This is a genomic window from Corynebacterium parakroppenstedtii (assembly GCF_019754935.1).
In the GTDB taxonomy this organism is placed as follows: domain Bacteria; phylum Actinomycetota; class Actinomycetes; order Mycobacteriales; family Mycobacteriaceae; genus Corynebacterium; species Corynebacterium parakroppenstedtii.
In genome coordinates this window covers 23,617-37,104 of the sequence record NZ_JAGSOA010000003.1, presented here as the reverse complement: position 1 = coordinate 37,104, position 13,488 = coordinate 23,617, and the positions used below count along the sequence as shown (strand labels likewise).

9 protein-coding genes are annotated in these 13,488 nt (G+C 55.0%); all 9 read right to left on the bottom strand.

Features of this window, described 5'->3' with window-relative positions:
• Window positions 1-16 precede the first annotated feature (16 nt).
• Window positions 17-3,787, bottom strand: coding sequence for a tape measure protein (locus tag KCQ76_RS08785; RefSeq protein ID WP_046203732.1), 3,771 nt, complete (start codon window positions 3,785-3,787; stop codon window positions 17-19).
• Between the two features lie 2 nt (window positions 3,788-3,789).
• Window positions 3,790-4,233 carry a hypothetical protein gene (locus KCQ76_RS08780; RefSeq protein WP_221914848.1) on the bottom strand — a complete coding sequence of 148 codons (444 nt, stop codon included), beginning with the start codon at window positions 4,231-4,233 and terminating at the stop codon, window positions 3,790-3,792.
• Window positions 4,211-4,504: a hypothetical protein gene (locus KCQ76_RS08775; RefSeq protein ID WP_046203730.1), complete on the bottom strand. Its 294-nt coding sequence runs from the start codon at window positions 4,502-4,504 to the stop codon at window positions 4,211-4,213. The genes KCQ76_RS08780 and KCQ76_RS08775 overlap by 23 nt, the downstream gene beginning before the upstream one ends.
• Before the next feature lie 120 nt (window positions 4,505-4,624).
• On the bottom strand, window positions 4,625-9,685 hold the full coding sequence (locus KCQ76_RS08770) for a hypothetical protein (protein ID WP_046205294.1): 5,061 nt from the start codon (window positions 9,683-9,685) through the stop codon (window positions 4,625-4,627).
• A 99-nt stretch (window positions 9,686-9,784) separates the two neighbouring features.
• The gene (locus tag KCQ76_RS08765; RefSeq protein WP_046205295.1) at window positions 9,785-11,062 is read right to left on the bottom strand and encodes a hypothetical protein; all 1,278 of its coding nucleotides are present in this window, start codon (window positions 11,060-11,062) and stop codon (window positions 9,785-9,787) included.
• Between the two features lie 2 nt (window positions 11,063-11,064).
• Window positions 11,065-11,694: a hypothetical protein gene (locus KCQ76_RS08760; RefSeq protein ID WP_046203727.1), complete on the bottom strand. Its 630-nt coding sequence runs from the start codon at window positions 11,692-11,694 to the stop codon at window positions 11,065-11,067.
• Between the two features lie 51 nt (window positions 11,695-11,745).
• Complete coding sequence (locus KCQ76_RS08755; protein WP_046203726.1) at window positions 11,746-12,738, bottom strand: phage tail tube protein; 993 nt, start codon at window positions 12,736-12,738, stop codon at window positions 11,746-11,748.
• 83 nt (window positions 12,739-12,821) lie between these two features.
• Window positions 12,822-13,199: a hypothetical protein gene (locus KCQ76_RS08750; protein ID WP_046203725.1), complete on the bottom strand. Its 378-nt coding sequence runs from the start codon at window positions 13,197-13,199 to the stop codon at window positions 12,822-12,824.
• Window positions 13,196-13,486, bottom strand: a complete 291-nt coding sequence (locus KCQ76_RS08745; RefSeq protein WP_046203724.1) for a hypothetical protein — start codon at window positions 13,484-13,486, stop codon at window positions 13,196-13,198. The genes KCQ76_RS08750 and KCQ76_RS08745 overlap by 4 nt, the downstream gene beginning before the upstream one ends.
• Window positions 13,487-13,488 lie beyond the last annotated feature (2 nt).

Here is a 13,488-nt window from a genome sequence, read left to right as displayed (position 1 = left end):
CCCTGGATAATTGGTGTTACACCACCATTGGTGTTGTGAACGTATTGATCTGAACGCCGCGCTCTAAGGCCTCAATCCTGCGCTGATAGTCAGCCAAAGCCTGATTGACCCCACGCCGCACATCATCTGATGACACCGTCATATTGTCCCCGTTCATATTGACGTGCACCTCCACGGGTGGCAGTACGCTACGGCCAGGATCGTCAGCAGGGCCTGCGACAGAGACCTTCACCCGGCCTTGATTATCAAGGATGTCGGGTGCCTTTGTACCGTCAATCCCCCAGGGTGAGCCAAGGTCCTCGGTCACATCGGAGAGAATGTCTCCGAGGAATTGCGCGCCCCATTCGATTGGTGCCCCGATCCGGTCTTCTTCGCCGTTAAGCCAGGCCTCGACACCATCAGCAAACGCTTGAGCGGTTTCATCCATATGCTGAGAGGCTTCAGTCATACCCTGAGCGAAGTCCTGCATCTGCTGGGAAGATAGGACCCATTCACTGTCTCCGGATGTATTGACGGCGATGGAATTATTGGGCAGGATTCCGCCAGAATCACGCAGGAACGCTGGAAGAACACCACCACGCTTGTAGCCGCCGGCACGATCATATGCCGCCGACAGCGAACCATACGTGGCCAGCGCATAGTTCATCGATGCGCGAATATTGGATTCCGGATCCCAAATATCGTCATATCCAGGGTCTTTATACGACTGGAATGTTGGATTAATAGTCTGCATAAGACCCTTCGACGGCGTCCCCTTAGCCGCATTCGAATCCCAATTATTGATCGCGTGCGGATTACCACCAGACTCTTGCTGCATACGGCGCAAAACACTATTAACAAGGGAAACAGGCTGCCCTTTTTCACGAAGAAGCCGTTCGACAAGCCCGCGATACATCTCAACGTTGCCGCCGACGCTCAACCTCTCTTTCACTTTCTTAGCAACCTCTGAGACCTTTTCCTTTAGCCAATTCCACGCATTATCAGCACCCTTAGTCAGATATGCCGGCGCCACCGACTTAGCCAAGCTAGTACCGCGACCAATACCCAGACGGCCCTTCACCGCATCAATCTTGCCGAAGAACAACCGCTTAGCCGCATTAGCGAAATCACTACCAAGCTCCATCGCCTTATCCAACACCTCATCGGTGACCTCCCAGGCCTTACCCGCAGCATGCTTAATACCACCAATAACACCACCATCAGCAAACCCCACCGATAAGCCACTACCACGACCAGACCGCGCCAGCGCATTCATCCGCGCCACAGCAGCAGGCCCACCCACAGCACGAGTCCACTCCGGCCGCATCACCGCCTCACCGCCAGACAAGTTAAGCACCCCGGCGGTGGGGGAGAAGAACGTATGCACATCACGGCCAGGCGTATAGCCGGGCATCACACCACCCGTAGCGAAATTCACACGATCGAGTTTCTGCACACCCGTAACATTCGCAATCGCATTCCAGGCAGGCAGAATCGCGTTATTGTAGGCAACACCAGCAATCTTCTTTGCAATATCACGAATAGTGTCCCACACCGACGTCCACGCATGCTTGATACCATCAGCCGCAACCTCGAACCAATGCTGAACAGTCCGAACCCCGTCGCTCATCCTGTCGAACGCCGGTTTCACAAACCTATCCACAATCATCGAGATAAAATCGGACATTCCGCGCCAGGCGGGAATCAAAACATTATCAATGACTGCTTTAATCCCATTGACGACAGCAGACCAGACGGCACCAATCGCGGTGAATATTGGCTGCAAGATACCATTCCACAGGCCCTGTAGCACCGCCCCCATAAGGTTCCAGGCAGGCTGTAAAACACCATTCCAGACAGCCGCCATGCCGCTGAGTAGCATGTTCCACGCCGTACCGATCAGAGAGAAAATTGGTTGGAGTACCGCCGACCACAGGGTGCTCACAACCATGCCCATGAAGTCCCACATGGGGTGCAAAACCGACTCCCACAATGCGACCATTCCGGTGACCAGCAAATCCCATCCGGCTTTAATCAAGTTGAACGCCAGAAGAATAGCGGCCTTCGCTATTTCCACCTGAATCATTATCGGCGTTAGAAGCACCGACACAACATACGGCACGATAGTGCCGATCACGCTCGCAGCCTGAGAGAAGAACGAGGAAATAGCCGACCATGCTGTCGACAACCACGTGCCGATTGACTCAAAGACTGGCTGCAGCCATTCCCAGAAGGCTTGCAAAGCGCTACCCACTGACGCCAAGATCGCTTGACCAGCTTGAGTTTTCGTCAAAAACAAGGTGATGCCGGTGATGAGAAGCCCGATGGCGGTCATGATGACACCAACAGGGTTAGTGCTGAAAACCGCGCTCATCAGCGCAGGCAGTGTCCTCAGGCCAGTAAAAATGATGCGCCCGACACCGATAACGCTCTTGAGCGCATTTCCGATATTGAACAGGGACTTCACAATTATTCCTATGCGGGGCCCGAACGCTTCCATAATGCCGGCCCCCGCCTTAACAGCCTTAAAACCCCTATTCAATGGGACGAATGCTTCAGCCCAGAGCATAAAACCGTTAGCAGCCGCCGCCGCTAACTGTGGGTGTTTAGCCAACTCGTTACTTAACGCGGTAATCGCGGGAACAATCACCGAAGTAATGATCGGGACCAGCGCATTCAATAGTGCGGTTAGCGCAGGCAGTGTCCCATTCACAATGGCCACGAGTGCAGCTGCCAGTGGTGGAATCGCCGGGGCCAAGGCGGCCACCACACGGATAGCGGCCTGAGCAAGCTGCTCTAACAAGGGGCCCATTTGGGCTAGCCCCTCCTTGAGCGGCCCAAAAGCCCCCATGACAGTATCAACATTGATACTATCTATTGCGGAAAACACTGCGGGGATAACATCATTAGCCAGGTGCTCAAAGACCGGCGCAATCGCATTACTAATCTGCTGCGCAATCGGGCCAAGCTTGCCTTCAAGACCCGCGAAACCATCAGAAATGGCATTAAACACCGGGATCATCCCGTTATAGAACGGCTGAATGATCTCAGCGGTGACGTGGGAGGCCATAGCCTTCATATATTCCATAGACCCCTGGAACGTTTCGCGCTGCTTCTGCGCCGCCCCATGGAACATGGAATCCATAGCCTGGGAGAAATCAGCAAACGACACCTTCCCAGAGCTCACCATATCCGCCACCGCATCTTTGGACACGCCCATCTGCTTGGCGAGCTGATCCTGCAGACCGATACCACGGTCCATGAGCTGGGCCATCACCTCACCGTCGACATGCCCACGAGCAGCAACCTTCGACCAGATCGACCCCATCTCACTAATCGACGTATTCGAATGCGCGGCAGCATCAGCAACATGACTCAGCGTGTCTTGAAGCTCCTGGCCCGGTTTAATACCCGAGCCCAACATCACCGACGCAACCTGAGCAGTATCACCCATGAGAAACGACGTGCCCTCAATAGACTTATTAACGTTTCCCATGATCTGGGTAATCTCATTACCCTTATAGCCCAAACCCTCAAGAGCTTTCTCGGCCCGATCAGTCGATGCTAAACGGTTGAACCCATCAGAGAATGCTTTACCAGCACTCACACCGGCGGCAGCGGTAACAGCAATCGCCCCGACGTTCACCGTCTTCTTCAAGCCAGAGGTGATCTTGTTACCCATCTGCTCGCCCCACGATTGGGACGGAGCAACTATTGCCTTATCCAATTGTTTACGAACCTGGGAGAAATCGCCCATCTTCGGGACAATGCTCACCCACCCGGTGCCAACATCAAAGTTCGCCGCCATTTTTAGCCCCCGTTAACGCCAGACCAATCATCGCCCAGCCACTCGTCCATCTCAGCTTTCGACAAGCCCTCCGGTTTCACACCAGCCGTCTCCATTTCCTTACCATCCACCCCAGGTCGAGGAATCGGTTTCGGCCGTGCACCCTTACCATCCCAGGCGCTCATCTTCAGCTGATCCGCAATAAACGCAAGCAACTGGTTGGTTAAACCCCACTCCCACTCATCCTTGCGAGCATCACGCACGATAGCCGAATCAGGGCCCGCAGTAGCGATCAAAGCGATCACGTCATCCCACGACAGCCGGTCACTACCATCATTGACCCACCGCCATCGCACGCCGACTTCGATCAATTCCCGCTCGACTGCCATAGAAAAATTCGGGTCCCTATCCATAGCGTCGATCAGGGAAATAATCTCTGACAGGCTAGCTTTTGTCGCCCCCGTCACTCCACGCCTTCATAAACGTGTTGAACTCGTCCATCTGCATGGCGTCAATAATGTCCAGAGTTCCCTCGGCAGCCTTGTCAGCTGCCCGTTCCAGCATGATCCATGAAAACTCTTCATCGTCCACACCATCGCGTTTCGCCCGGCGACGATCCCCAGCGGTAATGACCGAGCCGATGGGTGGCAGGCTGATCGATTCTCCGCTGTGGGTGGTGTAATCAAACCAGTCATCGTGAGCCTGGTCTAACTTTTTCGTTGTCTTCTTGGCGGCCATATGCGACCTTCCCCCCTATGTCGAATGCGAGTTCTATCTTTTACCTAACAGGCAGATACAGGTAGTTTCCTGATGAAACGCCATTAGGTCTACTGACATCATAGCAGTACATACGTTCGACTACTTCGGGCCGAAGGTCACCCACCACCACCATCCATACGCAACCGCGGCGGATGCCGCCGCGAAAATAATGACAGCGACGATGGGGATAAAAACGTAGAGGTAGACCAGCACGATGACCGTGGCGATACCAGCCGTGGAAGCAAACCCTGTGATCGTTCCGGCGATGCCCAACACCACAACCAAGGCCACAAGACCGAGAGATATCGCACCGATAGCGAGCACATGAACCAGAACCCACAGGCGAGACATTCTCCCCAACAGGGAATGTCTGGTCAGAATATTGAAAATATCCATCGGGATGCCAACCAGCGGGAACGATATAGTGTTCACTATTCGAACATACAGTGGGATCAGGCTGAACACGATAATAAGCCCCACCACCGTCAGCACTGTCACGGTAACTATTCCCGCAATAGTCAGGCCACTGGCACGGTTAAAAACAGTCAAAAGCAGCGTGACAACAACTAGCCCCATTACGGCCACGACAACAGACAACACCGCTAAAGACACCAGCACATCCACCACGCGGCCTGTGCTGATAACCGACGTGACTGCAATAATCACCCCGGCTGCAGCAACAATAAGCACCCCCCAAATAATCATGGGCGCACCTAGTAGGGTAATGAGTGCCCGCAGCGCGATCGTCACACGGCGGGCCGCTCGAAGTGGCTGGCCAGAAAGATAAAATAGTACGGCGGCCACGACTGCTAGACCGGCGGATAAAGCGATAAGTCCTGCCAGTGGGGAGAGAAGAACTCTTGGGTGTTGGGCAAGGACCGTGACGAAAATGGCTAGGGCAACAACAGCTGTGAGCGCCCCTCCGACTCCAGGCACAATCGTGGCGGCGGCCACAGCGAAGGTGGCCACTGTTGCGGTGAAAGCAATAGCAATAAGTACACGCACAGGGGCAGTTAATCGCCGAGTCACCATCGTAAGCGGGATGCCGACAAAGAGGACGACCGGGATAACAGCGAGGGAAACAACACCCATTTGGGCGAGTTTCTGTGACCGCAGCCAGGGGATCGCTCCAGTGAGTGCGGCCATGTCGGCAGCGAGTATGCGCAAGACTCGACCGGTGATAAAGGCACCGCTGATCCCGGTTATTGCTGACAGAGCTGCTGCGACAATAAACCTGGGGAGTGTGGCTAGCTGGATGCCGATCCAGGCCAACGTGATGATGGCGGCCATGAGGAACCGGTGATTCACGCCTAAAGCAATAGCTATAGGGGTGAAGAGATCGGCGGCGAGAATGACAACTCCCCACCCCAGCAGGCGAGCCCCGGCAACGAGGCTAGCGGCGGCAATTCCAGCAAGAACAGCCCGGAGGGGAGTAAAGAGCACACCAGCAGCTGTTCGTAGCGCCATGATGAGGCCGGCAAGGGCGGAGGCGATAGTTGTGACAGTGTCTAGGCCAACCGCGTCGAGCAATAGCCAGGGGATCGCTAAGGCAGTGACGATATACCGGAACCAGCGGCCCGGAATCAGCAATGCCGCCCCAACAAGACAAATAACTAAGGTCAACCCCCACGCGATCGTGAAGTTTGTGGCCCACGCGTATTGAGGGGCGGAAGCAGGGGTAGTGACTCCACCCATTATAAGCCAGGCGACCCAGCCGCCATATGCTGACAAGAACAACGCTATTAGGTAAGTCAGCCATAGAGCGTAGTAGCCGGTGGCCAGATAATTCCACACCACCAGCCAAAAACCCAGAATAAGCGGAACCCAGAACCGGTAGGTCGGGCCACGGAAGGGCCAATGAAGAAGCGGAGCACCCAGTTCCCCAAGTCCAAACACCACCGCCCCGGCGGCTGCAATGCTGGCATCGATAATCCACCGAGGTGGGGCAGCCAAGCGGTACATCTTAGCGACGATAGGGATTAGCCCCACTGATACCGCCGAGCGTGCGACACGTACACCTCGTAGAATCAGGGCCGAGATAAACGGTCCTATTCCTGCTAGTACCCCAGACGACATGAAAAACAGGCCGGACACCACGGTGGATGCCACCACCAGTCGCAGTAGTAGCTGTGCCGCTCCACGGAGACCTGTCACGAACAAAGACAACTGTCCTGCCGTAAAACATGCGATAATAGCGCCGACGACACCCAGAGCAACAGCTCCACCAACGACGATCACCGTCAGTGGTGGGGCCAACAGTGGGGCAGAAGCAACCAGCCCCGCCGCCGCAGCGAGAGCCGATAGAGCCATCACGCTGCCAATAACAAGCACAACTGGCCTAATATCCCGCCTCAATAGAGTAAACGATGCAATTTGGGAGAGCACCCACGTCACCGACGACGCATAGAATGCAATTGATGCAGGAATAGCCGCCAAGCCTGTGATAAGGGCGGTCGTACCAGAGAAAAGAGCGGGGATAAGTGCCCGCACAGTGGTGATAGCTAAACCGAAAACCGAGACAATAAAATTCAACAGGGGCACTAGGACACTCCCCAATGCTCCCAATTCTGAGGCTGTGAGAAGTCGCGTTATACGCCGATGGAAAAACAGAGCCTGGGCAAGAGGAAGAACAATGACCAGCGCAATAGACACAGGAGGAATCATCGCCAGCTGAAAACGCAGCAAACGCACTAGCGACAGCATGACCCCCGCCGCAACAACAGGGAGCACAACGCCGCCAATAGTGACAGCTCGAAGAATGTTAATCAGAGCAGATCGCCCAGTGATCGTTAAGTTCCGTGCAGCAAGAAGAACAATAAGCCCCAACACTGTGGACGAAAACAGCGCCACAATCACAAACGTGATCACAGCAACCGTCGTCGCAATCACGGCCCGCTCTAGGCCAGTCATTCGAAATGGTTGAGTCAGCCGCAAGAACACACGGGCTTTAACGACCACCAGCAACGTCACGGCCACCAATGCTGCTACGTGTGCGATAACCCAGGCAGACGCTAAAAACAGGACAGCAGCCTTAATCGTGACCGGTGCTGCCCCCGCAATCACCAGCAACGGAAAATCCAAAATAATAAACCGTGCCCCGTTAAGCACAGACCAAAAAATGAACAACGCCGCCAACGGATGGCCCGTCAAGAGGGAAATCACGATCAGATCCGCGGCCCACGGCAACAACGCCCCGCCGAGGCTGAAACCGACAAACTGGGTAACAACAAGCCACATGCCGATAACCAGGCCCAGCGTTGACAATCCCACAGGTATGGCAAAAAGTGGCTGCCCAAAGACAAACAACGCGATCGTTAACGCAAAACCAGCTGCCAGCGTGATAAGCGGGCCGAGCAACATGATTGACGCCAGCAACCAATCTTGCGCGGTCAATTCAGATAGCGCCGCGTTGGCCCCCTGTAAGAACTGATCCCAGGCCGCTGTCAGCTGTGGCCACACCTGGGCGAGATTTAACGCATCAAGAGCAGCCACCGATCCGCGAGTAAAGTCACCGGCTAGAGCAGCTGACAATAAAGCCCAGTCATTCGATAACGCCGGAGGATTAGTCCAGTCAGTAAGAAAACGGTTAGCAATATCACCGTACTGTGCTGCATCAAAAGCGCCGACGAACGCGTTATACGCCTTAACCAGATTAGCGGGGTTAAACGCCCCCCAATTCTCGCGGACAATACTGGCAGCGCTATCCCACAGTTTTTGGGCAGCCCGATACAAATCACCGCCGGTACGCGCCAAGTCCGCCAATAATTCACCTGATGCCATGCGATTAACAAAATCGCCCGCGATCTCATTCCACCGCTGAACTGCATCACCCAACCACTGGTTTAAATCAGAGACACTCTGATTGTTGAGAAAACTACGCAGCCAGTCTCCGACCACCGTGCCCCACCCTGCCGACGCTTGACCAAGCCATCCAGCCCACGCCCGGATCGGGCCCGACCACTGGCCCAGGCCCACAGACTCCGCAAGATTCGCCAGCGCGTCACCGAGAGCAGGGACGTTCACAGACGCAATCGCATTATCAATAATGTGGTCAACATCGCCATCCATCACGGCCTTGAGCCACTCTTGCCAATTGGCTCCAATAGTCGCTATGAAGTCACCGATCGCCCTTTGCACATCACCGTTCGACAAACCTGCGATGAGCCCACCAATGCCAACACTCGACCACAAAGTCGCAATCTTCTTAATCGCATGGGCAATAGACTTTGTGCGTCTCCGCAGCCACGACATGGCGTTATCGAAAGCTGCCCTGAAATTATCCAGATTGGCGCCTGTGATCAGATCCCGCGGAGCCCAATCAGCAATAAGGCGGAGAAGCTCAGAGTCGGTCATATCCGCGACCGTGTGCTCGACACGATTAATCAGCTGATCGATGGTATCGACCAATGACCGCTCAGAAATACGGGAAATAATACTGAGCGCCGTTGATAGTGAAGCCCGGACAGCACCAAGATTCGCAAGCTTCCCATCACCAGTGATGTAATCTATCCACTCGCGTATTTGGCCAACGAAAGCAAAATCTGGTCCATCAGGGTCACGCGGAGTTGGCTTCTGAGGTTGGCGATCCACCAACCTGTATAAACACACACCATTACTATCCGGCGTACACGACAAAGTGAGCACGCACGCGGCTAACTCAGAGCGGTTAAACGACTGCGAATCAATATCAGTAACCACCGCGCGGGGAACGAACAGTCGAGTACGTTGCCCATCTGCTGACAGGAGATCGAAGTTTAAACAACGATAAGGAAGGGGCTCATCCAGACGCTCCTCAACACGAACACGCGACGAATCGAACAGCTCTTTCACCGACCCATCGGCGTGCGTGAGACGCATCACCGCCGAATTGCCCAGCTCCATAAACGACACCGACAACGTGACACCATCCGGCGACGAGACAGTATTCATCGATAGACCCGACCAGGATTTCGTCTCCTCTGAGGCCAGCGATGTATCTACCTTGACACCATCGGCTGACACATAGCCGGCCGGGGTAAGCCCAACACCAGGTAGTCGACGAATCGGCTCCCTCGCCGACAGGGGGACAGCAAACGGATTAGAAACAGCGTGCCCAATCCACGCGCCACCCCCGGCATGCACATCCGGCGCGCCATGAACAAGATTTTTTCGATTACGCATGTTTCCCCCCGAAAGCAACGCGTCACTATATCCCCAGTATAAGGCATAAAAAGAAGGGGGCGAGGGCATGTACCCTGGCCCCCGAGGGCAGACTCACAATTAAACAGTGAGAGCGCCGACAACAAGGTAGGCGACGAGGGCCAAGGCCACAGCGTCTCCCAGAAGCACCCCTGGCTTGAAAGCAAGCGGGGTGAGGATCGTTTTGAGTAGGCGCCATGTGGTGTAGGCGCCCGCAAACAGGGTTTCCACGCCACGCAGGCCCAATCCGCGGATCGGCAGATGACCGATCTGGGGGATACGTGTCAGCAAGAAAATGTTGAACAGGATGCGGCCAATATTGAGAGCATTCAGGATCAACATGATGTTGTTGCCGCGAACCGCGATACGGATCGGGGTGGACAAGACCAGCATATCCACAGCGGCGCGGATAGCTTTGACCACCACCGAGGTGTTGAATGCGGTGACAGTGTTAATGATCAAGTCGTTGAAGACATTGAGCAGGGCCATCCGGATTTCGTGGTGGTTGAACATCTGGAGTGCAACAACGGCGAATGGTAATGCCTTCGCCGACTTGACCTGGGCGATGACTGGAGCGGCAAGAAGCCCCTTGCCTGCAGTTAAGAAGCCTTTAACGATAGCCGCTTTGAGTGCAGCGCCCACATCTGCGATAGCTTTGACCGCTTCGGCGCCTTGGCCGACAACGGCACCGATAGCTAGCGCAATAGCCAGCAGGGGAGTCAGCGTCTTATTAGCGCGGGCGGCATGGCGGACGGCCTCATCGGCACCAATGGAAGCCAGGTCAGCGATGACTCGGGCGCCCCGGTCAGTGATCGCGTCGACATGCTGACGGATTTCGTCCAGCTCATCTTGACGCAGCCCAGCCAGGGCCTCAAGAACGTGGCCGGGGAGAGCGCCGCCGGGAAGGTTCTCAACAATCTTTGCGATTGGTGCTGAAGCATTGAGCGTGTCGAGTGCTTCAGCAAAATCCCTTACAGATGACCGGACATCATCAAGAGAAGACACGTCGCCGAGGCCCAGATCCTTAAGCTGGTTCTCAAGACCGTCAACCAGTTCGTCCGCGGCCGTCTTGAAATCCGCCACCTTCTTAAGCGGATCGGGTTCTTCCAGCGCTGTTTCAAGGTTTGCCCTCAACGTGTCTTTCACCTTTTGGCCGCTTTCGGCCTCATTCGCCAACGTGCTTAGCGCCTGCTCGACGTTGGAGCGGGCATCATCCGACACGTTCAGCACAGCGTTGGATGCCTGGGTGAAAACATTCGCGAGCTCATGGGGAAGGACACCGGCTGACTCCAGCCGGTCAATGAGAGTTGACGGTGAGAATTCGCCGTACGAATCGCGGTCAGTGTACTTATACTCCATATTTACTTAGCCCCCTCGTTCTCGTTGTGGACAGCGCGCAAAATGTCGACAATCGTGCCGCCCATCGGTTTCGCTGCAGTGCCGATACTGGTCACCAAGTCAGTGATCTTCTTACGGTCACCTTCAGTGAGATGGTCGAACTTACCGACTAGCTCAGGGAAGCCATCACCGGGAGTGATATCGTCAAACAGCTTCTTGCCATAGGTGGAATTGGCGAACTCATCAATAGCCTCACCTACTTTTCCAGCGTTCTTTGCCAACTCGTCGACATGGTCGGCGACCTGCTGTGGCAACGCTTCTGAATCCCCAAACTGGGCCGCGACCTGATCATGCAGAGTCGCCTGGGCATCATTGATGCCCTTGATCGCGGCAGGAACACCAGTGCCGGGGAACACCAGGGGGCCACCGAGGATCTGTTTGATATCTTCAGCAAGCGTTTTGGCGTCTTTGACGGTGCGGCCCAACATGGACACTTGCTGGGGGATTGACTCAGTCAACTTGTCGATCAGCCCGTTGAAATTCGTGAACATTCCGGACAGAGAATCGGCAGTATCTTTTTCCACTCCACCCTGCTGCTGAAGATCGCGCAGAGACTTAGTGATCTGTGACAAAAGGCTTTCTTTGTCAGCCATAGGAATAAACCTCCAAAAAAATTTTTTATGAACAATGCCTACACGAGTAGGTCAGAGAATCCCCCCAGTGAGGTCATCCAAGGTCTGGCGTCCGCCAGCACCAGAGAGAAGATCAACAACAGACTGAGCCCACCGGCGATACTTATTCAGCGGCGTAAACGGCAAAGCCTCAACATCGTGAATGAGCGTGGCCCCATCGGCCCCCTCCAATAGATCAGCCAACAGCTTAAGAATGTCATCGACACCATCCAGCGGGCGCAGATGGTTAACAAGCTTCTCGATGAAATCGAGGTCTAATCCGCCCTTGCCGTCAATGAGGGAGTAGAACAAGCCGGCGACCAAGTCCGGAGAAATCGGCAACCCATCAATAGCGTTGCGCACAATATCCTCGATCTCTGCCAGCGAGATCACCGGAAGACCATCGTCGGGGAAGCGATCATCCTCGTCGCGCTTGACGTTACGGCGATCAATGTAGGTGTAGAGCTTGTTGTCATTGTCATCGGGGAAACACTCGATGGTGGCGTCAAAGCCAACAACCTCAGAGCGGGAAAAGACCTGGTCATCAAGCTCAGAGACGCGGCCATTCGGGATGAACAGTCGCCCCTTGACCCCATCGCCGCCGTGAATGTCGAAAATGTAGGACCGGTACGGGGTGTCGGTCGCGTTATCAATCATCTGGATAGCGCGCCCATCGTGCCGTGAACGGAAATTCCCGTCACCAAGCATCGCTGTCGCCACATGAGAGTTCACAATCTCATGGAACTTGGCCTTGATCTGGACAGAATGGCTTGACTGCAGAACAGCCATTGTGTCGCCATTCCAATCCACAACATTGTCCGTATCCCGGTCAACAGTCTTCGTCACGCCATCTTCAGAAATGTAGCCCGCCGGGCTGAACCGATTGACAGCAGGCAATGCTGCTACCCGGATCGACGCCGAATGCGGAGCCTGAAGTGGATTAATGCCGGCCTTACCGATCCAAGCAGCCCCGCCGCTCTTCACTTCGGGCGCGCCGACAACAAGATTTTGTCGCATACGTGCCATGCGAATCCCCCCAAAAGTATGAATCCCCGAGTGGCTTTCCTTGTTTAAAGCACAAGCCACCTCGTATTATACATGAATATTGATTAGCTTAACGTTGTCCACAAAGTACCGGCCGCTTGCCACCTGACTACCCCCGGCCGATCTGGATCAGGGAAGTTATATGGCTCGGTATCGGTCTCCCACGCCATGACGGCTAAATCAGCTCGATACGCCATCTCTAGACCGTCAAGGCAGGCAGCCAGAAGATCGACACAGTCCTGGTCGTCATCCCCGTAGGCCTGCAGCATGATCCGCGTCCGGTCTGTGATTGGCGTTTCCCGATTAGGCGGCGCACTGTCCACCCGCACAACAGGGCCGTGAATGTTCGCAGGCACTTTGGTGGCAACATGGACCTTTTCGTATTCCGAACCGACGAACCATTTCTTCAAACACGAGACCACGACCGCTGTAGGATGCCTCATTCTGTACTCCTTGGATGCTTAGTCGCGACTGGATACTCACCCGCAGCCTTCTGAAGCGAATTGTGTTTCAGCTCATGCCCATAGGCCCTCCCATCACCAGGAGTCGGCACCACAAGCGCCCGCCACCGAGTCTGACCTTGCACTGCTGGAAGGACCGAGTACGACGACCCAACTCTCTGGCGGAACTCCTCGGCCTTGGCATCGACAAGCGCACGTGTCTGGCCATCTTCCTTGAGGACACGGTTAAAAAACTGATGGTTAAATTTCCACTCAACACGGTCACTCACGG

What these genes read in the sequence shown, in the direction of transcription:
- KCQ76_RS08785 (WP_046203732.1), bottom strand. Translation starts at nt 3,787, where the DNA reads ATGGCGGCGAACTTTGATGTTGGCACCGGGTGGGTGAGCATTGTCCCG.
- KCQ76_RS08775 (WP_046203730.1), bottom strand. Translation starts at nt 4,504, where the DNA reads ATGGCCGCCAAGAAGACAACGAAAAAGTTAGACCAGGCTCACGATGAC.
- KCQ76_RS08770 (WP_046205294.1), bottom strand. Translation starts at nt 9,685, where the DNA reads ATGCGTAATCGAAAAAATCTTGTTCATGGCGCGCCGGATGTGCATGCC.
- KCQ76_RS08765 (WP_046205295.1), bottom strand. Translation starts at nt 11,062, where the DNA reads ATGGAGTATAAGTACACTGACCGCGATTCGTACGGCGAATTCTCACCG.
- KCQ76_RS08760 (WP_046203727.1), bottom strand. Translation starts at nt 11,694, where the DNA reads ATGGCTGACAAAGAAAGCCTTTTGTCACAGATCACTAAGTCTCTGCGC.
- KCQ76_RS08755 (WP_046203726.1), bottom strand. Translation starts at nt 12,738, where the DNA reads ATGGCACGTATGCGACAAAATCTTGTTGTCGGCGCGCCCGAAGTGAAG.
- KCQ76_RS08750 (WP_046203725.1), bottom strand. Translation starts at nt 13,199, where the DNA reads ATGAGGCATCCTACAGCGGTCGTGGTCTCGTGTTTGAAGAAATGGTTC.